Genomic DNA, 21,897 nt, shown 5'->3' on the forward strand with positions numbered 1-21,897 from the left:
TCAGCTCAGCGCAAGCGTCACCGGGCCGCCGGCCGGATGTGTGCGGGTCAGAAGCCTCGACGGCACCCGGAACACCCGCCCCGGCGACGCCGGCCATGGCAGCGTCCTGCGGCCGATCACCCGGCCATCCTGCCGCGCGACCACCGTCGGCACGCGCACCAGTTCATCGGTCCACAGCAGCAGTCGGCGCGCTGGCGCCTCGTCACCCTGCCGAAGGAGTCCCGGCGAAACCCACCGCAGCGGGGGGTCGACCAGCAGTCGCACTCCCCCGGCGGATTCGACTGCACCACGCAGGTACTCCCGGACTCGACCCGCCACGTGTCGCCCGTCGAGTGCGGCGATGTCGGCGGTGTCGACGGGGTGCAGGAGGTTACCGGCAGCGAACACCCCTGGCCGACTGGTGCGCAGGCCCGTATCGACAAGCGGCCCAAGCGTTCCCGCGTCCATGACGAGTCCCGCGCTGCGGGCCAGCTCGTGGTCGGGTATCCAATCGCCGGTCAACACCAGGGTGTCGCACTCGACGACGCGCCGCTCACCGGAGTCGAGGTGCTCGAGTTCGACGGCCTGCAGGGTCGGCTTGCCGATGATCCGCACCACTTTGGTGCGGGTCGCAACGTCCACACCGAGGAACGGCGACCGCCCGGCCACGGTGAACACCGCGTACGACTCCGGCGACGGGTAGGTCGACGTCATCACCGCGGTCTCGCACCCCACGTGTTTGAGCGTCAGCACTGCCGAGTAGCTGACCAGCTCCGCGCCGACCACCACCGCCCGACGACCCACCCGCTTGCCCTTGAGGTGCACCAGATTCTGCAGCTGCCCGGTGGTGTAAACGCCGTCGCAGCGGTCGCCGGGAATGAGGCGGGCGGGCCGGGGTCGCTCACGCGCGCCGGTCGCCAACACCACCGCGCCGGCCTCGACCCGCTGCCGGCCCTCCGGCGAGGTGATCTCCAGCGTGGTGTCGCCCGCCCAGCCGGTCACCATCGCACCGGTGCGAATCGCGGCACCGGCGGCTACCGCCCGGTCGACGAGCCTGCGCGCGTACGCCGGACCGGAAACGAACCTGCGCATGTCCCGTATGCCGTATCCGGGGTGATCGCTGTGCCGAGGGATACCGCCCGCTGCGGCCTCACGCTCGAACACCAGAACGCGCAGACCCGCGCCCGCGAGCTCGGCCGCCGCCGTCAGCCCCGCCGGCCCACCGCCGACGATGACGACGTCGGTCATCGACGCGCTCCCGTCAACAGGTCCACGTACTCCTGCACCTCGCCGCCGCAGAAGAATCCCTGGCAGCGACCGTTCATCACACGCGTCCGGCGGCGAAGGCCGTCGAGTCCCGCCGGCGGGATCACCGAGGTGCACGCATCCCGCAGCTCACCGGCCGTCACCCGTTCGCAGAAGCAGACGATGGCGCCGTACTCGGGATCGCTCGCGATCAGCTCCTCGTCCTGATACGGCCGGGTGGACGCCTCCCCCAGGTTAGGCATCCGCGGTGGCGCAGGCAGATCGGCGCGCGGCACCAGGCTCAGACCAGCGGCCCGCAACCGTTCGACGGCGTACTCGCCGATGGCCATTCCCGCGGTCAAACCCGTCGACCTGATACCGCCGACCAGCAGGTAGCGCTGCTCGGGGTCGGCTTCGATGAGGTAGTCGCCGTGATCGATCGCCGCGCGCAGACCGGCGTAGGTGGCGGTCACCTCCTCGTCCAGCAGCCCGGGCATGAGCGCGCGCCCCTTCTCGAGGAGGAAATCGAGACCCGACTCCGACGTCCCGGTGGCCGTGCGGTCCTCGAGATCCTCCGACGTGGGCCCGAGCATCACGTTGCCGTAGATCGTGGGGCTGACGAGCACGCCCTTGCCTCGCGAGGTCGGCACCGGAAGCACGATCTTGTCGACGAGCGGACGCGCGAGCTTGTCGTAGACGATGAGTTCGCCTCGGCGCGGCGTCACCGTGAACCGGTGGTGCCCGAGCATCGCGTCGATCAGGTCGGCGCCGAGGCCGGCGGCGTTGACCACCCACCGTGCGGTGACGTCGCCGGCGGACGTGCGCAGCGTCGTGCCATCCGGTCCCACCTCGACGCCGTCGATGCGATGGCCGGTGAGCAGCCGCGCGCCGCGGGTGACGGCGTCGGTGGCGAGCGCGAGGTTGACCGTCCAGGTGCAGATGATCGATTCGTCGGGCACGGTGAGTCCGCCTCGCACGCCCTCGCCGAGGTGCGGCACCATCGCGTATACCGCTGCGCTGTCGACGATCTCGCACCTGGTGTAGCCGTTGGCCTCCGCCTTCTCCAACAGGGCGGGCAGTGCGTCGAGCTGTTCGTCGTCCCAGGCCACCAGGACGGCCCCGGTGTGCTCGACGGGAATTCCGGTGTGCCGGGCGTACTCCGAGAGCTCGTGGTACCCGCGACGGACCAGCGTCGATTCGAGCGTTCCGGGCGTTGCGTCGAAGCCGGTGTGCAGGATCGCCGTATTGGCCTTGCTGGTGCCGTCGCCCACGTCGTCGCGGGCCTCGAGCAGCGCCACGGACAGCTCGCACCCGGCGAGCTCACGGGCGATCGCGGACCCGACGATGCCCGCACCGATGACGACGACGTCGTAGTCGGTCACGACGGATCCTCCGCCGGGTAGGTGGTGTCTGCGAGAGTACGCCAGCGAGAACGGAATTCGGTCGTACGGGCCGCATCCCACTGCGGCTCGTACGTCCACGACGGAGTCCACGACGGCACGACGTCGCGCAGGGCGCGGTCGGGGTGAAGGCTCAGTTCCGCCAGGGCAGCGGCACCCAGCGCGGTCGCATGCGGCGATGGGTAGACGTCGACGGGCACCTGCAGGACGTCGGCAACCGACTGCATCAGCACGCGCGACCGCGTCAGGCCGCCGTCGACCCTCAGCCGCCGCAACGGTTGAGTGTCGGCCTCCATCGCCGTCACCAACTCGGCGAGCTGTCCTGCGATGCCCTGCAGCACCGCCAGCACGATGTGGCCGCGCCCGGTCGACAGACTCATCCCGGAAATCGTTGCGGTAGCGCCGGATTGCCACCACGGCGCCGCGAGCCCGGCGAGCGCCGGCACACACAGCACCCCGGCGGCGTCGGCCGCCGCGACCGAGTCGAGCTCGTGCGCGTCTGCGATCACGCCCAACGTCGTCAGCCATCGCACCGCGGAGGCCGCCGTGTACACCTGCCCGTCGACGCAGAACGTGTCCGCACCGGCCACCCGCCACGCCACCGACGTCGTCGACCCCGAACTCGATCGCACGGCGTCGGAGCCGGCGTTGGCCAGCAGGAAGGCACCGGTACCGAACGTGCACTTCGCCATCCCGGCCTCGAGGCACGCCTCAGCCAGCAGCGCGGCCTGCTGGTCGACCACCAGCCCGCCGACCGGGATGTCTCCGCCGAACGCCGACGTCGACCCGATCACGACGTCGTTGGCGACGATGGCGGGCATGCGCTCGTCGGCCAACCCGAAGAGCCCCAGGAGTTCCCGGTTCCAGTCCTGCGCACCCAGGCTCACCACCAGTGACCGGCTCGCCGTCGTGGCGTCGGTGACGAATTCGCCGGTCAGTTGGTGCAGCAGCCACGTATCCGAGGTCGTGACGACGCCGCCCGACTCGACGTTGCGCCGCAGCCACGCCAGCTTGGGTGCCGAGAAGTACGGATCAAGCACCAACCCCGTCTCAGCCGCGAGGCGGTCCGCGTGCTCCGACATCCCGGCGCAGAGCGATTCGGCCCGGCGGTCCTGCCACACCACCGCGTCGGTCAGCGGCCTGCCGGTGTTCGGATCCCACGCGAGGACCGTCTCGCCCTGATTGGCGAGTGACATCGCGGAGATCGGCCGATTCCCCGCCTCCGCGACCGCTGCCCGGCCGGTGGCCAGCACCGACTCGAGCAGCTCGCCGGGGTCCTGCTCCACTCCGCCACCGTCCAGGTAACGCGGATGCACCGCGATTTCGGAGACCCCCACCACTCCCTCCAAGGGATCCACCACGATGGCCTTCGTGCCGGAGGTGCCCTGGTCGATGGCGAGGACGGTCACGCCGTCGCGCCCTTCACACCGTCGGTCACGGGCACAGGACCTCACCTCCCGCTTCGCGAATGGCCGCCGCGACGGCGGGTGACGTGTCGGCTTCGGTGATCAGCCCGGTGACCGACGTCAGGCCGCAGACCCGATGCGGCGCAATGCGATCCAACTTCGACGAGTCGGCGAGGATGTAGCTGCGTGCACTGTTGGCGATGATCGTGCGCCGGATGTCTACCTCGTCGGGGTGGTAATCCGTGAGGCCGGCGGCGGCGTCGACCGCTCCTGACGCGATGAACGCCATGTCCGGGTAGAGGTCGGCGAACATGGCCTTGGCGTGGGCGTTCGAGCACGCGAGGTCGCCACGGCGCACACGCCCACCGGAGACCAGCACGTCGACGCGGGGGCGTGCCGCGAGCTCCGCAGCGACCAGCAGCGAGGACGTGACGACGGTGCCGCGGAAATCGTCGGCGATCGCGCGGGCCACCTCCACGGCCGTTGTCCCGATGTCGATGACCACCGTCTGGCCCGCTTCGATCAGCCCTGCCGCGATCCGGCCCACGTCGGCCTTGGCCTGGTGATTGATCACCGACCGCTCGGAGAAGGACGGCTCCTCACCGGTCCCGCGGTCGGCCACTCTCGCGGCACCGCCGTGCACCCGCCGGAGTTCACCGCGGCCCTCGAGAAGCGCCAGGTCCCGGCGCACGGTCTCGAGTGAAACGCCCAGCTTGCTGGCCAGGTCGTCCGTGCTGACCGTGTGTGCGCCGTTGACCAGCGTGACGATGGCGTCGTGCCGCGCGACCGGGAGCAAGCTGTGACCTCTTGTGGGCTTTTGACTGTTGTTGCCCGCAATTGTGTGATGTTGACCGCGGCTCGTCAACCGGAACCGCGACAACGGTCAGCTGCCGCCGCAGCCACCGCCTCCACCACAACCGCCGCCGCCACAACCGCCGCCACCGCAGCCGCCGTCGTGTCCGCCGCCGCCGTGGTCCGTTCCGTCGGCACCGCCCTGACCGGCCAGCCACATGCCGCCGGCCACGCCCGCCGCGCCGCCGGCCCAACCGGCGTCACGCCCGCGGGACATCCGGCTTCTCGGGCTGTGCAGGTCGCCGGACCCGCGTCGGTAGTGCTCGGCCGGCGATGCGTTGCGATGTCTCACCCAGTCCCACAACAGATATGCCGCGATCGCGACCACGACGAGCGCCAGCGCGCCCAGCGCTCCGAAGAAGATCACGACCCCCGTACTCATGATCAAAGGCTACGGCCGTCACACCCGGCCGAATAGAGTGCAAATCATGAGATTCCGCCGCCGGGCCCCGATCGCCAGGGCCAATCGCGCGGTAGCCGACCTGGTCCTCCCCGACGCCGTCTACAAGACGTGCCCGTGGCAACCGCGGGCCCTCGTCGAGACCGGACTGCGGCAGTGGCTACGATGCTGCGCGGCCGCGCTGCACGACGGGCAGGTCATCGGCATGCCGTCGCACGCCGTCGACGAGGCCTGGCACGGCTTCATCCTGTGCACCGCGAGGTACACCGCGTTCTGCGAGACCGCGTACGGGCGTTACCTTCACCACCATCCCGACGGCGGCGCACCCGACGGTGCCCGGGCACAGGCCGACTCCATGGCCGACCAGTTGCGGCGGACCGTGATCGCCTGGTCACTCGTCGCGGACCCCGGCGAGGAGTGCGTGCTCTGGGATCTCGACCGGCACGTCGGCGTCGCCGAGCCGTGGGGAATCTGCTCGCGTCGTGTCGCCGAGATCGACACGGCGATAGCGGGTTTCAGCGAGGACTGAGTCGCTACTTCTTGCGGGCCCGGCCGCCGTACCCGGCGATGGCGATGCCGACGAGGGCCACGATCGGTCCGATGATCGACCAGGTAGTGGTGTTGCTCATCGGACTGCCGCCCACCACGCCGAACCCCTGGAGCGCCCACAGCACTCCGAAGGCCGTGACGACGATTCCGACAACGAGGATGGCGATGCGCATCCGCCCAGCCTAGCCACCCATCATGTCGCCGCTAAAAGCGTCACATTGCGCTATAAATATAAAAATGAGCGGTAAGACTCACGACGAAGGCATCCGGTGACGGCCATCGGGATCGGCGCAGACGCCCGACGCAGGCTGTCGGCCCGTCGGACCGCCGAAATCGTCGCCGAGGAACTGCGGCGGCAGATACTCGACGGCGAACTCGTCGAGGGCGACCTGCTCCCCCGCCAGGACGTCCTCGTCGACAGGTTCAGGGTGAGCCTGGTGTCACTGCGTGAGGCTCTGCGGATCCTCGAAACGGAGGGGCTCATCTCCGTTCGTCGCGGAAACCGCGGCGGCGCTGTGGTGCACGCGCCCACCAAGTCGTCGGCGGCCTACATGCTCGGGCTGGTGCTTCGCAGCGACTCGGTGGCTCTGACCGATCTCGGACTCGCATTGCAGGAGCTGGAACCGTCGTGCGCGGCGCTCGCGGCGCAGCGGCCGGACCGGCAGACGACTCTCATCCCGGCGCTCAACGAACTCAACGACCTCACTGCCGAGCACCTTGACGACGGTGCCAAGTTCACCGAGATCGGCCGCCGGTTCCATCACGAGATCGCTTACGGCTGCGGCAATCACACCATGGCAGTCGTTCTGGGCAGCCTCGAAGCGCTGTGGACCGGCCACGAGCGTCAGTGGGCCGAGCAGTCGACCGCACAGGGCGCCTACCCCGCACTCGCCGCGCGTCGGGCGGTGCACGCCTCCCACGTGAAGCTCACCCAGGCCATCGCCGCGGGCGACGCCGAGCGCGCGCGCCGGCTGGCAGCGCGCCACGTCGCCGACACCCAGAACTACGTCGTCGGCGATCACCCCGAGCAGCTGATCCAGGCGCTGCCCGCCCAGGTGATCTCGGGAGGCAGGCGTTGACCACGGCGTCACAGCCGAACGTCGAGGTGGGTGTGCCGTTCGGCGAACAGCTGACTCGGCGCGCGGCCGTCGATCCCGACCAGATCGCGGTGACGATGGTGGCGGAGGACGGCTCCGAAACCTCCGTGCCCCTCGCACACCTGGACCGCGGCGCGAATCAGTGGGCCCGCGCGTTGGCCGCACGGGGTGCCGGAGTCGGTGACCTGGTCGGCATCGCCATCCCCAACTCGCTCGAGTTCGTACTCACGGCGCTGGGCTGCTGGAAGATCGGCGCGGTCCCCGTGCCGATGCGATGGGACCTGCCCGCGTGGGAGAGTTCGCGACTGCTCGAGGTGCTTCACGCGGTGGTCGTGGTGGACGAGGCGAATCGCGACGCGCTGGTCGCCGAAGCCCTGGCACAGGACGACACCGCGCTGCCCGCAGTCGTGTCGCCGATGCAGAACGGCATCTGCAGCAGCGGCTCGACGGGTCTGCCCAAGATCATCCTGAACACGCGTCCCGCGGAGTGGACGACCGCCCTGAGCGAGCCGTTCGTCGCCCACTGGGCACCGGTTCCCCGGCCGCAGGCCATCCTGGTTCCCGGCCCGATGTACCACACCAACGGGTTCAATCCGCTGTTCTACCTGCTCGGGGGCGATCGGCTGGTGATACTCGAGAAGTTCAGCGCCACAGGCGTTCTCGACGCCATACAACGCCACGGCATCACCCACTTCACCGCGACGCCGACCATGCTCGGCCGGATCGCCGACGCGCAGGACGCCGCCCCGCGCGACCTGTCGACGGTCGAGTGGATCATGCAGGGCGCGGCGTCGATGCCCCCCGATCTGCTGCGCCGCTGGTTCGACCTCCTCAGTCCCGAGCGGATCATCATGGCGTACGGGATGACCGAGAACCTCGGCTTGGCGACGCTGCGCGGCGACGAGTGGCTGCGGCATCCGGGCAGCGTCGGCCGGGGGTTCCGGGAAACCGAGATCCGCATTCGCGACGAGCAGGGCGCGGATGTGCCGGTCGGTGAGATCGGCGAGATCTACCTTCGTGCGCCGATGAACGACACGTTCCGCTACCTCGGCGGCGCGAAGCCCGCCGTCCCCACCGCCGACGGCTTCCGCTCCGCAGGTGATCTCGGAAGTCTCGACGAGGACGGTTACCTGTACATCGCCGACCGTCGCACCGACATGATCGTGACCGGCGGTGCCAACGTGTTCCCCGCCGAGGTGGAGAACGCGCTGATCGCCCACCGCGACATCGTCGACGTCGTTTGCCTCGGTCTTCGCGATCCCGAGTGGGGCCGCCGCGTGCACGCCGTGGTGCAACGGGCCGACGGCGCGGGCGACCTCAACGCCGACGACGTGATCGCCTACGCGAAGAGCCGTCTCGCACGCTACAAGGTGCCCAAGACCGTCGAGTTCGTCGACGAGATCCCGCGATCCGCTGCGACGAAGGTCAGCCGGTCGGCGATGCTCGAGGCCAGGGGCGGCTAGCGGTAGCCGATCGCCTTGGTTTCGAGGTGCTGTTCGAATCCCTCGAGCCCGCACTGGCGGCCGAGTCCGCTGGACTTGTATCCGCCGTACGGGGAATCGGCGCCGTAGAAGAGTCCACCGTTGACGTTCATCGATCCCGACCGGACTCTGGCGGCGAACGCCATCCCGCGCTCGCGCGTCGCGGAGAACACCGATCCCGACAGCCCGTAACTGCTGTCGTTGGCGATCCGCAGCGCGTCGACTTCGTCACGGTAGGGCAGGATCACCGCGACGGGTCCGAACACCTCGTGCTGGGCGATCTCGTGGGAATTGTCGACACCGGTGATGACCGTGGGCATCAGGTAGTTGCCGCCTTCCAGGCCGGGCGGCAGTGATTCGGGAACCGTTCCACCCGTGACGATCTCGGCCCCCGATGCCCTGGCGCGGTCCACGAATCCGAGGATGCGGTCACGTTGCTTGCGGTTGATCACCGGCCCCAGGAACGTCTCGGCCAGGGCGGGGTCGCCGGGCAGGATCATGCCGAACAGGTCGGCGACCTTGGCGACGACGTCGTCGAAGCGGGCCGCCGGCACCAGCACCCTGGTGTTGATGGCGCACCCCTGTCCGGCGTGCATGCAGACCTGCGCGGTGTTGGGTAGCACCTCGTCGATGTCGGCGTCGTCGAGGATCACCATCGCCGACTTCCCGCCCAGTTCCAGGAACACCCGCTTCAGCGTTTCGGCGCCCCGCGCGGCGATGAGGCGGCCGATATCGGTCGACCCGGTGAACGACACCATGTCGACGCGGGGATCGGTGACCAGTCGCTGCGCGACCGAATTGTCCGGCGTCGGCACCACGTTCACGACTCCGGCCGGGATGTCGGTGTGCTCGGCGATCAACCGCCCGATGCGCGTCGAGGTCCACGGGGTGTTCGGATCCGGCTTGAGCACCACGGTGTTACCGGTGGCCAACGCCGGACCCAGCTTGTTCAGGACGATCTCGACCGGGAAGTTCCACGGCGTGATCGCGGCGACCACACCGACGGGTTCCTTCACGACGCGGCGAAGGTTGTCGCCACCGAACGCGGTGCCCGGCCCCAGTTCCCTCTCCCACTCGAACTCGTCGATCAGGTCGGCCGGATAGGTCAGGGCGTCCGAGAGCGGCCACTCGAGCTGGGCCATCGACGTCGTCATCAGCGGAGCGCCGACTTCGGCGACGATCTCCTCCCGGAGCGCGTCGCGGTCGCGTTCCAACGCCTCCTGCAGTTGAATCAGGCACCGCCTGCGCAGCGCGCGATCCGTCGACCACGCCGTCTCGTCGAACGCCCGTCGCGCCGCGGTGATCGCGGCGTCGACATCCTCGGCACCACCCGCCGCGGTGGTCCCCAGCACCTCACCGGTCGCCGGGCTGAGATTGGCGAACGTCTCGCCCGAAAGCGCTTCGCGCAGTTCGCCGTCGACCAGCATCCGCGACTCGGCACGGTGCCGTGCCCGATCGTTGAGAGCCGCACTGGCCGATTCGGCTGTGACCGTCATCGCACTATCATAGCTATTTATATGATGATGGATCTACCCTGGTCGCATGCGGCTGAACCGGAGGTGACGTCCTATCGGTGTTAAAATCGCACACTTGTACAACAGTGCCTTAACTGCGGGGAGCACATGACCATCCTTGGAATCGGCGCGGAAGCGCACCGGCGCCTGTCGTCGCGCAGGACCGCCGAGATCGTCGCCGACGAACTGCGTCAGCAGATCATCGACGGAAGGCTCACCGACGGCGACCTGCTCCCTGGCCAGAAGCAGCTCGTCGAGCACTTCAACGTCAGCCTCGTCTCGGTGCGCGAGGCGCTGCGAATCCTCGAGACCGAGGGGCTGGTGTCGGTCCGTCGTGGCAACCGCGGCGGTGCCGTAGTGCACGCGCCCGCGAAGTCGAGCGCCGCCTACATGCTCGGCCTGGTGCTGCAGAGCGACTCGGTGCCGGTGACGGATCTGCGCACCGCGCTCAAGGAACTCGAGCCGTCGTGCGCAGCGCTGGCGGCGCAGCGACCCGACCGGGCCACCACCCTCATCCCGCAACTGGTGGCGAGCAACGAGAATCTCGCCGAGTCCATCGACGACGTCGAGAAGTTCTCCGAGATCGGCCGGGAGTTCCACCACGTGCTGGCACACGGGTGCGGCAACCACACCATGGTCGTGGTGATGGGCAGCCTCGAGGCGCTGTGGACCAGCCAGGAGGGCGAGTGGTTCGCCAACGCCAAGGAGGAGAACGCGTTTCCCACCGCGGCCAAGCGGCGCGCGGCACTCAACGCTCACCTCAAGCTCACCGAGGCGATCGCCGACGGCGACGTGGACCGTGCGCGCAAGCTGGCGTACAAGCACATCGGCGATGCGCACACGCACGCCTTGCCGACGGCCGACCAACGCATTCAGGCCCACTCGCCCCAGGCGATGTCGCGGCGCGGCTGACTACCAGCGCGCCTCGTTGCGCCGCCCGTCGGTGGTGACGTCGACCCGTTGGCCCACCAACTCCCGCGCTTCGGCGTCGGCGAGCAGTTCCCCCTCCCGGACACGGGCGAGCGCCCGGCCGTCGGCGGTGTCGAGGACCACCAGACCCTGCACGGGTGCGCCGTCCCGGCCGTGCGCGACGGTGTACGCGCGGACGGTGCCGGGGCCCGACCAGGTCGTCAGCAGCGGCTCCCGCGACTGCGCGGCGTCGACGTCGGCCTGCAGATCCTCGGGCGGCACCGCCGCCGAGTCCGGCGTGCTCGACCACACCGCGGCGACGTGTTCGGCCAGGTGCATACCGACGCCGGTGACCAGTGCGCGACCCGGCGCCGTGCACAACCTGTCGAAGGTGCTCGCGATGACGTGCGTGAGATAGCCGCTCGCCGGGCCGCCCGCGTAGGGCAACCCGCCCGTCACCGTGAGCCCGCGCCGATCGTCGAGAGCGAGTCCGATTGCGTCGCAACCCAATCGAACCGACGACGGAAAGCACGAGTACAGGTCGAAGGCGTCGATGTCGTCGAGACCGACGCCCGCCGCCGCCAGCGCGTGGCGACCCGCGACGGCCATGCCCACGGACCGCGACATGTCGGTCCGTTCGGCGATGCTGTCGGGGTCCTGCGCATGCGCCCAGCCGGTCAGGTAGAGCCTGCGGTCCTCGGGCACGCCCAGCGCATCGGCGCGTTCCGCGGTCGCGAGCAGCAGCGCCGCGGACATGTCGACGTCCATCACCGCGACCTCGTGTTTGGTGTACGGCCATCCGACGTAACGGTTGTCGGCGGTGGGCGTGCCCACGGTCGCGGCGTCGAGCGCCCTCGGGCGCCAGGCGTGCGGGTTGCCCGCCGCCACGACGCTCATCGCCGCCATCACCGTGGCGGCCTCCGCGGCGTCCTCGTCCAGCGAGCGGCCGAGCCGCGCCCGCCGTGCGGTATCCCACAGCGGGAAGGTCTCCCACGCCTGCACGACCTCGTGCGCGAGCTCCGACTCGTGCGGCGGATCCCACGGGAACGGTGTGGACTTGCGGTGACTCCAGGGCAGCTTCTCCCCACGCTTCTTGGCGGCGCGCATCGTGGCCAGCGCCTCCGCGCTGCAGATCAGCGCAAGATCCAGCTCGCCGCGGCGCATCGCGGCCGCCGTCCGGTTCACCAGGTCCTGTGGCGTGGTTCCGCCGATACCCGAGTAGTGACGATGGCGCGGGGCGGCACCCAGCTCGGTGGCGAGCCGGGCCACCGGGTCGTCGTAGGGCCAGGTCTGGCAGTAGACGACCTGGATCGAATCCAGTTGTGACAGAACGTCACCCAATCCGGCGGCGGCCTCGCGAGCGCGCTGGGCCCAGCTGGCCAAAGGCTCCGGCGCCGCGCCGTCGCGGACCGTGTGCTGCGCGGCGCCGATGACGCACAGTCCGCGCGGATCGGCCGTCACGCGGCACCCGTCGTACACGGAAGCCGTTTGATGCCGTGGAAGAACGACGAGCGCAACCGGTCCGGTGCGCCGGTCACGGCCAGACCGGGCACGTTCGGATAGAGCTCCTCGAGCAGCACCCTCAGCTCGAGCCGCGCCAACTGCGCGCCGAGGCAGAAGTGGGTGCCGCCGCCCCCGAACGCGGCGTGGCCGGCGTCCTCGCGGGTGACGTCGAACTCGTCGGCCCGTTCGAACACGTCCTCGTCCCGGTTGGCGGACAGGTAGTGGATGAGCACCCAATCGCCCGCGGGGATGTGGTGCCCGCCGAGTTCGACGTCGGTGGTCACGGTGCGCCGGAAGTGCATGACCGGGGTGGACCACCGCAGCAGCTCCTCGACGGCACGTGGGATCGCCGACGGATCGCGCGCGAGCAGCGCCCTCTGCTCGGGATGCTCGGAGAGCGCGAGGATTCCGTGACTCAGCGTGTTGCGGGTGGTCTCGTTGCCCGCGATCGCCAGCAGGAGGAAGAACTCGTTGAGCTGGTCGCGATTGAGTTTCTCGCCGTCGACCTCCGCCACCAGCAGAGCCGAGAGGATGTCGTCTTTCAGTCCGTGCTTGCGCCGGTCCTCGACCAGTTCAGCGCAGTAGCGGAACATCTCCGCGGACGCCTGACCGAGAGCCTCGGGTGTCGGCGCGTAGTCGGGGTCCTCGATACCGAGGCTGCCGATGGCGTTGCTCCATCGGAACACGTCCATCCGGTCCTCCGGGGGAACGCCCAGGACATCGGCGATCACCTGCAGCGACATCTCCGCTGAGATGTCGGGCACCGCATCGAATTCGCCCTTCTCGGTGATGTTCGCGACGATGTCGCGCGCCACCTTGCGCATGTGCGGTTCGAGTCGCGTCACGTTGCGAGCGGTGAAACCCTGGTTGATGAGCTTGCGGACCTGCACGTGCCTGGGCGGGTCGATACCGGGCAGCATCGCCGACGTCGGGCTCATCTCGACCTCGACGAGGGTGTTGCCCCGACTGCTCGTGAACGTCTCGGTGTCCCGGCTGACCGTCCGCACGTCGGTGTGCCGGGTCAGCAGCCACGACTTGGGCAGACCGGGTAGGGAGACGGGATGCACCGGCGATTCGGCGCGCAAGCGGGCAAGCGCCTCGAAGGGCGCCCCGGTAACGTAGGTGTCGGGGTCGAGCACCGCGGCGGCGTCGAGATCCAGTGCGCTGCCGGAGTGTTCGGTCGCCAGTGAGCTCACCAGGTTCGGCTTCGGGATGTTCATCGTTCCTCCACTGACGCCTTGATTCCGGCGATGATGACGGCGAGACCCGCCCGGTAGCGGGTCGCCGCCTGCCGTTTCGTCGGTGCGGGAACGCTCAACGGCCGGGCCTCCTCGAGGCTCACGGATCCGAGCAGGTAGGTGTACAGCACGGCGTGCGCGGCGTTGACCTTCGCCTCGCCGAGCCCGGAGTGTGCGATGAGTTCCCGGCTCAGCCGGTCCAGCCTGCGGGCGCACTCACCGTCGCCGTTGGTCTGCAGGATTCCCGCGATGCCCGGCACGTCAAGCAGGACTTCCCGTGATTCGCAGTACATCTCGACCAGTCGACGGTCCCACGGCCCGGCGGTCGGTTCGGTGATACCCGCGAGCACGGACTCGGCGAGCAGATCGAGCGCCGCCTGCTTGCCGGGCACGTGGTAGTACACCGAGGGTGCAGCGGCCCCCAGTTCGGCGGCGAGTCCGCGCATGGTCACCTTCTGCACACCGACCCGCCGGGCCAGGTTCTGCAGGGCGGCCACCACCTCGTCGCGATCCAGTTCGCCGTACGCCCGCCGCGTCGGGGTGTTCACGTCTGATTCCCCGTCGCTTCGCTCGCCCCCGAGGTCGGCACCCCGTACACCGACTTCATCTCGACGTACTCGTCGAAGGCCTCCGGCCCGTACTCCCGACCGATGCCGCTGGCTTTGAATCCGCCGAAGGGCAGATCGAATCCGGGTGCGAACGCGTTGATGCCGAACATCCCGGTCCGGACGCGCCGCGCGATGTCGAAGCCCGCGCGACGGTCCCTGGTCCACACCGATCCCGCCAGGCCGTACGGCGAGTCGTTGGCGATCCGAACGGCGTCGTCGACGCCGTCGTACGGGATGACGACGATCACCGGGCCGAAGATCTCCTCGCGAGCGACGCGCATCGAGTTATCGACATCGCGGAACACCGTGGGCCGCACGTAGTGTCCGCTGTCGAGCCCGTCGACCGGCTCCGTCCCGCCCGCTGCCACCTTCGCGCCCTCCGCCTCGCCGATGTGCAGGTAACCCAGGACTCGATCACGCTGACGCGCCGACACCATGGGGCCGATGTCGGTACTCGTTTCGCGGGGATCGCCGATGGTGAAGCCGTTCGCAGCATCGGCCAGCGCACCCACCACCTCGTCGTACCGGCTGCGCGGCGCGAGGATCCGGCTCTGCGCCACGCAGGCCTGACCGTTGTTGAGGAACGACGAGAACTTCAGCCCCTCCACCGTGCGTTCGATCGAGGCGTCCTCGCAGACGATCGCGGCGGACTTCCCCCCGAGTTCGAGGCTGACGCGGGCCAACCGCCGGCCGCAGGTGGCTGCGATGGCCCGCCCGACGTCGGCGCTGCCCGTGAACGCGATCCGGTCGACGCCGGGGTGTTCGACGAGTCGCTGTCCGGCCTCGGTACCGCCGGGCAGGATCGCCGCGACGCCCGGCGGCAGGTCGGCGTCCGCCAACATGCCGGCGAGCAGCATTCCGTCCAGCGGGGTTTCGGGCGCGGGCTTCACCACCACCGTGCACCCGGCCACGAGTGCCGGGAGGAGCTTGGCGACGATCGTCACCTGCGGGACGTTCCACGGCGTGATGACGCCGACCACACCCGACGGCTCGCGCACCAGCGCGCTGTTGCCGCGGGCCTCGATCCACGCGTACGCCTCGGCGAACTCACACGTCTGCTGCATCAGCACGAAGGGACCGATGCCGTGCGCGGCCTGCGAAAAGGTCGCGGGCGAGCCCATCTCGGAGGTGACCAGGGCGGACATCTCGCCCGCGCGGGCGCCGTAGGCGTCGATGAACGGGCGCAGCACGGCGATGCGTTCGGCCACCGTCATGCGGGGCCACGGGCCCTCGTCGAACGCGAGGCGGGCGGACGCGACGGCGGCGTCGACGTCGGCCTCCGAGGCGATCGGCGCGGAGCCGACCGCCGTCCCGTCGTGCGGCGAGCGGATGTCGAACGCGTCCCCCGTGGACGGTGCCACCCACTCGCCCGCGACGAACAAGCGGTCGAAGGAGTACGACATGAGCAGCCTCCCAAGCTTTCTACCAGTGTTCTAATCTATTCGAACATTGGTAGAATGTCACCATGCGTGAACGGGCAGCCATCCTGCGTGAGATCGGCCAGCCGCTCGAGATCGGCGACATCGTGCTCGCCGACATCGCGCCGAACCAGGTCCGCGTGCGCATCGCCGCCAGCGGGGTGTGCCATTCCGACCTGTCCCAGGCGACCGGTGCGCTCCCCGCGGGTGCGCCGTGCGTGCTCGGCCACGAGGGCGCGGGGGTGATCGAGGCCGTCGGCTCCGAGGTTCACCACGTCGAGGTCGGCGACCACGTGGTCATCGCCTGGACGGCTGCGTGCGGGCACTGCTGGTTCTGCAACCGGGGCGAGCTCCACCTCTGCCGCAACGCGATTCCCGACACTTACGCGATGCCGTACGCCACGGACGCCGACGGCGCCGCACTGTTCACCTCGATGGGCGTCTCCAGCTTCGCGACCGCGACCAATTGCCTTGGCCGGGCCGTTGTTCCGATCCCCCGTGACATCCCCTTCGACGTCGCCGCGCTCGTCGGCTGCGGCGTCGCGACCGGCGCCGGTGCGGCGCTGAACACCGCCCCGGTCGAGCACGGCACTTCGGTCGCGGTGCTCGGCCTCGGCGGCGTGGGTCTCGCGACGCTGATGGCCGCTGCCGTGCGCGGCGCCGCCGAGATCATCGCGATCGATCCGGTCGCGGCGCGGCGCGAGGCCGCCGCGTCGTTCGGCGCCACCCACGTCGTCGACCCCGCGGACGGCGACGTCGCCAGGCAGGTGCGCGCGATCACCGGTCGCCGCGGCGCCGACATCGTCTTCGAGGCGGTGGGGCGCAGCGCAACGATCGACACCGCGATCAAGGCCACCCGCCGCGGCGGCACCACCTGCGTCGTCGGGGCCGCGATGCCCGGCGACGACGTGGCCCTCTCCGCCTACGACCTGTTCATGAACGCCAAGACCCTGGTCGGCTGCCAGTACGGCTCCGTGGTACCCGCACGCGACTTCCCGATGCTGCTCGAACTGTGGCGCAACGGCCGAATGCCGTTGGACCGCCTGGTGACCCGTCGGGTGGCGCTCGACGAGGTCAACGACGCCTTCGCCGACCTCAGTTCGGGTGCCGGCATCCGCACCGTGCTGGTCAACTAACCCCGCGAGCAGACGCGAAATCCCCTGAATCGGCGTGATTGAGGGGATTTTGCGTCTGCTCGGCGGAGGACATCTAGCGGCCGGACCAGTTGGGCGCCCGCTTCTCGGCGAACGCGCGCGGCCCCTCCTTGGCGTCCTCGGTGGCGAACACCTCCTGCGCGATGCGCGCCTCGTTGCGATACGCCTCGCGCATGTCGACCTTGAGACCCTCGAGCACACTGCGTTTGGTGGCCTGGATCGCCAGCGGCGCGTTCCTCGTGATGCGGGCCGCGTAGGCGAACGCCGTGTCCAGCAACTCGTCCTCCCCCACCACGGCGTTGAGCAGACCCATCTGAGCGGCCTTGGCCGCGTCGACGACGTCGGCGCACAGCAGGAACTCCATCGCGTGCGCGAACGGCACCTGACGCGGAAGCCGCACGGTGGTGCCTCCGCCGGCGAACAGACCGCGGGCCGGCTCCAGCACACCGAAGGTGGCGTGTTCGCTGGCCACCCGGATGTCGACCCCGCCGAGCATCTCCATACCGCCCGCCACACAGGGTCCGTTCACCGCCGCGATGATCGGCTTGTAGATCTTGCTGCCGCGCAACACCGCGTCGGTGCCGTCGGTGAGCGAGTAACCGCCGACGTCGGTGGCCGAGCCGTCCCGGATCTTCTTGGACAGCGCGGTGATCTCGGGGACGTAGGTCTTGAGGTCGGCGCCGGACATGAACGCCCGACCGACCCCGGTGAAGATGGCCACCCACGCGTCGTCGTCCTCGCCGAACCGCTTCCACGCCTGTGCGAGTTGATGGAAGTGCTCGAGGTCGCAGGCGTTCTTCGCCTCCGGCCGGTCGAGCGTGATCAGCACGACATGCGGTGCATCCCGGCGCTTTCCGAGTTCGTAGTGAACGGGCACGGCATCTCCTTCAGTGGGCCTCGGACGGGAAGGCACCCATCCGGTCGTGGTCGGCGAACTGTGCGCGCACGGCGTCGCGATCGGCGTCGGTCATCAGCGTGTACGCGGTCGCCCCCGGCGGTTTCCACCACACCGGTTCCGGACACAGCCAGGCGTCGCGGCGCAACGGCTTCTTGTTGACCTTGCCGTTGCCCAGGACCGGGATCGCGGCCAGTCGGACGAAGCGCGGCGCCCACTTGGTGCCGAGATCCGGCTGAGCCGCGAGGAACTCGGCGAAGTCCGCGGGTGCGAAGGCGCGGCCCGGCTGCAGTTCGAGAACGGCCAGCACCTGATCGCCGGCCACCGGGTCGGGCACGCCGACCACCGCCACCGCGGCCGCGGCTTCGTACCGCTCGACGATCCGCTCGACCGGTGCGGCCGAGAAGTTCTCCGAATCCACCCGGAGCCAGTCGCCGACGCGGCCTGCGAACCAGAACACGTCATCGGCGTCCCGGTAGGCGAGGTCGCCCGACCAGAAGTAGCCGTCCCGCAGCCGCTCCGAGTCGGCCTCCGCGTTGTTCCAGTAGCCCTCGAACGAGCCGCCCGTGTCGCGGCGCACCAACTCGCCGATCGCCTGTTCGGCGTTGCACAGCCGGCCCGCGGAATCGAACTCGGCGCGTGCGCATTCCACGCCGGACGCGTCGACGACGGCGATGTCGGCGCCGGCGGGCGCGCTGCCGAGCGAGCCGGGCTTGCGCGACGGCATGAGCGCGATACCGCCCTCGCTGGAGCCGTATCCGCTCAGCACGCCGACTCCGAACCGCTTCTTGAACGCCGCCATGTCGCGCGGTGAGGCCTCCGGCGCGAGCACCACTTTCAGCCTGTGGTCACGGTCGTGCGGGGTCGGCTCGGTCGCCAGCACGTAACCGAGTGCGCGTCCGACGGTGTTGGTGAAGGTCACGTCGTGGGTGCGGACGTCGTCGAGCCACGCTGTCGCCGAGAACCGATCGCGCAGCAGCAACCGAGCGCCGCTGGCGACGGCCGGGAACAGGGCCGCGCTCAACGCGTTACCGTGCGACAGCGGCATCGGACAGTAGAGCGTGTCGCCCGGCCCGAAGCCGAAACCCGCGGCGGCGACGGAAGCCATCCGGCGCTGACTGCATCTGGCGGCCTTGGGCGCGGACGTCGAGCCCGACGTCAGCAGCAGACACAGCAGCGTGTCCGGCAGCGGCGCCGCGGCGGGCGGTGTCGCACCCCGGTGGCTCTCCCAGGGCGCTTCTTCCACGCGCAGGGCATCGCCGACGAGGCCGGCGTAGGTGGCGTCGGTCAGCACGAATTGGCAAGCGGTGTGGTCGATATCGCGTGCGAGCTCTGCGCCGCGCCGGGTGGTGTTGAGGCCGACGACACAGGTGCCGGCGAGCGCCGCGCCGAACATCTGGAACACGTACTCGGGCACGTTCGGCAGCAGGACGCCGACATGCGGCGGCCGGGCGGGGTCGAGCGCCGCGATCAACCAGTCGGCCCGCTGCGCCGCTTCCGACACCACCTCACGCCACGTCCAGGAGCGGTCTCCGTACAGCAGACCGACGTTGTCGTCGTCGGCCCGCGCCCGGACGAGATCGGCCACTGTCGTGGTGATGCGCGATCCGCTCCGCTCCTCGCTCGTCGTCATGCAGCCCCATTTCCCTCGGCGGCGCGGCGTAGTAGCTTAACTTTGCGATAATAGCCAGATAGACCCCAACCGTAGCCAACGAGGGCAGGTGGCAGTGGCCGACACGACCGACTTCGGACTGCAGTACCCCTACGAACTGGTGGCAGGCGATCCGGAATTCGTCTTTCCGGCCGCCGAGGGCATCCATCCGCACTGCCAGTCCGACACGTGGTTCATCGCGGGCGAGTTGACCGGCCGCACCTCCGGCAGGCGGTTCGCGTTCCTGACGATCTTCAACCAGAACCGGCCGGGTGGCGCGATCGTCGCCGACTTCCACACTCTGGCGTTCTTCGACCTCGACAACGGGACCTACGCCACCAGCACCGACTACGACATGCCGCCCAAGAACATGGAGCCGGGAACGGTCCACAAGATGTCCGCCGCCACAGGGCATCTCGCGCTCAGCTTCGACACCAGAGCCGGTCGCTCCGCGTGGACCGCGCGGCACACCGACGACGGCTCGCCGGTGCCGTTCGGCTACGACCTCGCCCTCGTCGGCATCGATCAGTTCGACGCGCCGATGGCGCTGACCCTGACGGTCTCGGCGACACGACCGCCCGTGCCCGTCGGCGCCTCGACGCACAGCGGCCGGTTCCAGTGTCTCGCCCAGCCCGAGACGTTCTCGTACTTCCAGACCGGCATGGCCATGACCGGGACACTCACCTGGGGATCGATCACCGAGGAGGTGTCGGGCACGGCCGGCCACATCGACCGGCAGTGGTTCCCGCTGCCCGCGGGCGGTGGCGGCACCGACGGCGATCCGCGGGCGATCTCGTACGAGTGGCGCACCATCCACCTCGACAACGGGGCAGACGTCGTGGCGTGGCGGCAGTTCGACCGCCGCGACCGCAACGCCCCGCGCCCGTTCACGGGTGCCACCGTGTCCTACGCCGACGGCCGGGCCCCGGAGTGCGTCGAGGACATCGAGGTGCACACCGAGAGTTACGTCCGCTGGCCCGAATCGGTGCGACAGCTCATCCGGCCACCCGTGAGCGCGCGCTGGATGCCGGACCGGCACACGTTTCGCTCCGAGGCGCTCGCTCTCGAACTGCGCGGCACACCGCTCATCGCGGCACCCGCGCACGCCCTTCCGGTCGAGTACATGGAGGGTCCGTTCCTGTTCGAGGGCACCATGCGGGGACAACCGGTGCGGGGCTTCGGGATCTCGGAGCGCTCGCTGGCGCTGTACCGCGATTGGGAACTCGTCGACGTGCTGGCGACGACCGAACTCGCCGCGCTCGCCGAGACACTGCGGCCACTGGTCGCAGACGGCAGGCGCGCCGAAGCGCTGCAGCGGCTGGACCACGTCAGCCCCGGTGAGCACGCTCAACTCGTCGACGACCTGACGGCGGCGCTGTCCGTCAGCGAGTGAGCAGCAGGCAGCCGGCGATCGGGCCGCCGCCCGCGGCGACCACCGCGGTATCGGCGCCCCCCACCTGTCGCTGCCCCGCCTGCCCGCGCAGTTGCAGGCAAGCCTCGTGCAGTACCCAGTAGCCGTGCATGCGCCCAGCCGACAGCTGTCCCCCATAGGTGTTGAGCGGAAGGTCGCCGTCGAGCGCGATGCGCGTGGCGCCCTCGACGAACGGCCCGGCTTCGCCGTCGCCACAGATGCCGAGCGCCTCGAGCCAGGCGACGGTCAGATAGGTGAAGCCGTCGTACAGTTCGGCGACGTCGAGGTCCTTCGGCGTCAGGTCGGTCCGCGACCACATCTGCGTCGCGGCTTCGGCGGACGCCATCTTGGGGAAGTCGGGACGGTGGAACCAGCCGCCCGTTCCGTACGCTCCGCCGATCGCCTCCACCCGCGCGGGCGGCTGGGGACAGTCGCCCGCGTAGTCGCGGTGCGAGACGATCACGGCGATCGAGCCGTCGACGGGAACGTCGCAGTCCAGCAGGCCCAGGGGCGACGAGATCGGGCGCGCGGCCAGATAGTCGTCCATGGTGAACGGGTCCCGATACGCCGCAAGTGGATTGAGCGCGGCGTTGCGTCGGCTGTTGATGGCCATCCAGCCGAGTTGTTCCTTGGTGGTGCCGTAAAGCTCCATGTGCCGACGGCAGTGCATCGCCACCCAGTTCGATGCGGAGTAGGCGTGCGCCGCCATGAGTTCGCCGATGTCGCCGTTGGCGCCGATCCTGCGGGGTGCACCCGGCTGCCGCGGTTCCTCCGGTGGTGAGGTGAGCGCGTTCGGCTCGGGGGGCAACTCCGCCGACGAGTCGATCATCGAGCCACCGAGCATCGCGACGGTGCGATACACCAGGACGTGTCGGGAGCGGCCCTCGGCGACGGCCAGCATCGCCGACATCAGCGGGCTGTACAGCCCCGAGGTGTCGATTCCCGAGCCGCGGTTCTCGGCGTCGAGGCCGAGCGCGTCGACGACGTGCTGCCGCGGGGTGTCGCCGAGCGTGGCGATGCCGTCGATGTCGGCTGGTGTCAGGCCGGCGTCGGCGATGGCCGCGTGCGTGGCGTCCAGCGTCAGCTGCAGACCGGGGATGCCTGTGCGGCGACCGATGTGGGAGATGCCGATCCCACTGATGATCGTGTCCTTCTCGAAGCCCTTCGGCAGTTCCATTGTTGTAAAA

Annotated in this window: 20 protein-coding genes; 6 read left to right on the forward strand and 14 right to left on the reverse strand. The window is 69.6% G+C overall.

The annotated features are described in order from the left end of the window. The 5 genes from NM203_RS12370 to NM203_RS12390 all read right to left on the reverse strand — a co-directional run bounded on the left by NM203_RS12370 (position 1) and on the right by NM203_RS12390 (position 5,264). A complete protein-coding gene (locus NM203_RS12370; protein WP_255060218.1) occupies positions 1-1,227 on the reverse strand; it encodes an NAD(P)/FAD-dependent oxidoreductase in 1,227 nt (408 codons plus the stop codon). Further along, a complete protein-coding gene (locus tag NM203_RS12375; protein WP_255060219.1) occupies positions 1,224-2,606 on the reverse strand; it encodes an NAD(P)/FAD-dependent oxidoreductase in 1,383 nt (460 codons plus the stop codon). Before NM203_RS12375 ends, NM203_RS12370 begins: the two co-directional genes overlap by 4 nt. Beyond that, positions 2,603-4,033, reverse strand: a complete 1,431-nt coding sequence (locus NM203_RS12380; RefSeq protein WP_255060220.1) for an FGGY family carbohydrate kinase — start codon at positions 4,031-4,033, stop codon at positions 2,603-2,605. The genes NM203_RS12375 and NM203_RS12380 overlap by 4 nt, the downstream gene beginning before the upstream one ends. A 25-nt stretch (positions 4,034-4,058) precedes the next feature. After that, positions 4,059-4,826, reverse strand: coding sequence for a DeoR/GlpR family DNA-binding transcription regulator (locus NM203_RS12385; RefSeq protein WP_255060221.1), 768 nt, complete (start codon positions 4,824-4,826; stop codon positions 4,059-4,061). An 87-nt stretch (positions 4,827-4,913) separates the two neighbouring features. Then, positions 4,914-5,264 (reverse strand): hypothetical protein, encoded by a 351-nt coding sequence (locus NM203_RS12390; RefSeq protein WP_255060222.1) that lies wholly within the window; start codon positions 5,262-5,264, stop codon positions 4,914-4,916. Between the two features lie 46 nt (positions 5,265-5,310). Between NM203_RS12390 and NM203_RS12395 the strand changes: the two genes are divergently transcribed. Next, the gene (locus NM203_RS12395) at positions 5,311-5,811 is read left to right on the forward strand and encodes a UCP032817 domain-containing protein (RefSeq protein ID WP_255060223.1); all 501 of its coding nucleotides are present in this window, start codon (positions 5,311-5,313) and stop codon (positions 5,809-5,811) included. Positions 5,812-5,815: 4 nt separating this feature from the next. Here NM203_RS12395 and NM203_RS12400 read toward each other — a convergent pair whose 3' ends face one another. Then, complete coding sequence (locus NM203_RS12400) at positions 5,816-6,004, reverse strand: hypothetical protein (protein ID WP_255060224.1); 189 nt, start codon at positions 6,002-6,004, stop codon at positions 5,816-5,818. A gap of 96 nt (positions 6,005-6,100) precedes the next feature. Here NM203_RS12400 and NM203_RS12405 point away from each other — a divergent pair, with 96 nt between their 5' ends. Then, positions 6,101-6,910: a FadR/GntR family transcriptional regulator gene (locus tag NM203_RS12405; protein WP_255060225.1), complete on the forward strand. Its 810-nt coding sequence runs from the start codon at positions 6,101-6,103 to the stop codon at positions 6,908-6,910. Next, positions 6,907-8,391, forward strand: a complete 1,485-nt coding sequence (locus NM203_RS12410; RefSeq protein WP_255060226.1) for a class I adenylate-forming enzyme family protein — start codon at positions 6,907-6,909, stop codon at positions 8,389-8,391. The genes NM203_RS12405 and NM203_RS12410 overlap by 4 nt, the downstream gene beginning before the upstream one ends. Here the strand turns inward: NM203_RS12410 and NM203_RS12415 are convergent. Beyond that, positions 8,388-9,905: an aldehyde dehydrogenase family protein gene (locus NM203_RS12415; protein WP_255060227.1), complete on the reverse strand. Its 1,518-nt coding sequence runs from the start codon at positions 9,903-9,905 to the stop codon at positions 8,388-8,390. The genes NM203_RS12410 and NM203_RS12415 overlap by 4 nt on opposite strands. A gap of 126 nt (positions 9,906-10,031) precedes the next feature. Between NM203_RS12415 and NM203_RS12420 the strand changes: the two genes are divergently transcribed. Further along, positions 10,032-10,835, forward strand: coding sequence for a FadR/GntR family transcriptional regulator (locus NM203_RS12420; RefSeq protein WP_255060228.1), 804 nt, complete (start codon positions 10,032-10,034; stop codon positions 10,833-10,835). On the opposite strand, the gene NM203_RS12425 is transcribed toward NM203_RS12420, so the two are convergent. Genes NM203_RS12425 through NM203_RS12440 form a run of 4 tightly spaced genes read right to left on the reverse strand, consistent with a single transcriptional unit; the run spans position 10,836 to position 15,584 of the window. Further along, positions 10,836-12,293: a TLP1 C-terminal extension domain-containing protein gene (locus NM203_RS12425; RefSeq protein ID WP_255060229.1), complete on the reverse strand. Its 1,458-nt coding sequence runs from the start codon at positions 12,291-12,293 to the stop codon at positions 10,836-10,838. After that, positions 12,290-13,555, reverse strand: coding sequence for a cytochrome P450 (locus NM203_RS12430; RefSeq protein WP_255060230.1), 1,266 nt, complete (start codon positions 13,553-13,555; stop codon positions 12,290-12,292). Before NM203_RS12430 ends, NM203_RS12425 begins: the two co-directional genes overlap by 4 nt. Further along, positions 13,552-14,121 carry a TetR family transcriptional regulator gene (locus NM203_RS12435; RefSeq protein WP_255060231.1) on the reverse strand — a complete coding sequence of 190 codons (570 nt, stop codon included), beginning with the start codon at positions 14,119-14,121 and terminating at the stop codon, positions 13,552-13,554. The genes NM203_RS12430 and NM203_RS12435 overlap by 4 nt, the downstream gene beginning before the upstream one ends. Beyond that, a complete protein-coding gene (locus tag NM203_RS12440) occupies positions 14,118-15,584 on the reverse strand; it encodes an aldehyde dehydrogenase (RefSeq protein WP_255060232.1) in 1,467 nt (488 codons plus the stop codon). Before NM203_RS12440 ends, NM203_RS12435 begins: the two co-directional genes overlap by 4 nt. 62 nt (positions 15,585-15,646) lie before the next feature. Here NM203_RS12440 and NM203_RS12445 point away from each other — a divergent pair, with 62 nt between their 5' ends. Beyond that, the gene (locus tag NM203_RS12445) at positions 15,647-16,735 is read left to right on the forward strand and encodes a Zn-dependent alcohol dehydrogenase (RefSeq protein WP_255060233.1); all 1,089 of its coding nucleotides are present in this window, start codon (positions 15,647-15,649) and stop codon (positions 16,733-16,735) included. 73 nt (positions 16,736-16,808) lie between these two features. On the opposite strand, the gene NM203_RS12450 is transcribed toward NM203_RS12445, so the two are convergent. Then, positions 16,809-17,630: an enoyl-CoA hydratase-related protein gene (locus NM203_RS12450; RefSeq protein ID WP_255060234.1), complete on the reverse strand. Its 822-nt coding sequence runs from the start codon at positions 17,628-17,630 to the stop codon at positions 16,809-16,811. A gap of 10 nt (positions 17,631-17,640) precedes the next feature. Then, positions 17,641-19,281, reverse strand: a complete 1,641-nt coding sequence (locus NM203_RS12455; RefSeq protein ID WP_255060235.1) for an AMP-binding protein — start codon at positions 19,279-19,281, stop codon at positions 17,641-17,643. An 88-nt stretch (positions 19,282-19,369) separates the two neighbouring features. Between NM203_RS12455 and NM203_RS12460 the strand changes: the two genes are divergently transcribed. Continuing rightward, positions 19,370-20,692, forward strand: coding sequence for a lipocalin-like domain-containing protein (locus NM203_RS12460; protein ID WP_255060236.1), 1,323 nt, complete (start codon positions 19,370-19,372; stop codon positions 20,690-20,692). Here the strand turns inward: NM203_RS12460 and NM203_RS12465 are convergent. Continuing rightward, on the reverse strand, positions 20,682-21,887 hold the full coding sequence (locus NM203_RS12465; protein WP_255060237.1) for a thiolase family protein: 1,206 nt from the start codon (positions 21,885-21,887) through the stop codon (positions 20,682-20,684). The genes NM203_RS12460 and NM203_RS12465 overlap by 11 nt on opposite strands. Positions 21,888-21,897: the final 10 nt, after the last annotated feature.

This window comes from Mycolicibacterium arenosum (assembly GCF_024320865.1).
Taxonomy (GTDB): Bacteria; Actinomycetota; Actinomycetes; order Mycobacteriales; family Mycobacteriaceae; genus Mycobacterium; species Mycobacterium arenosum.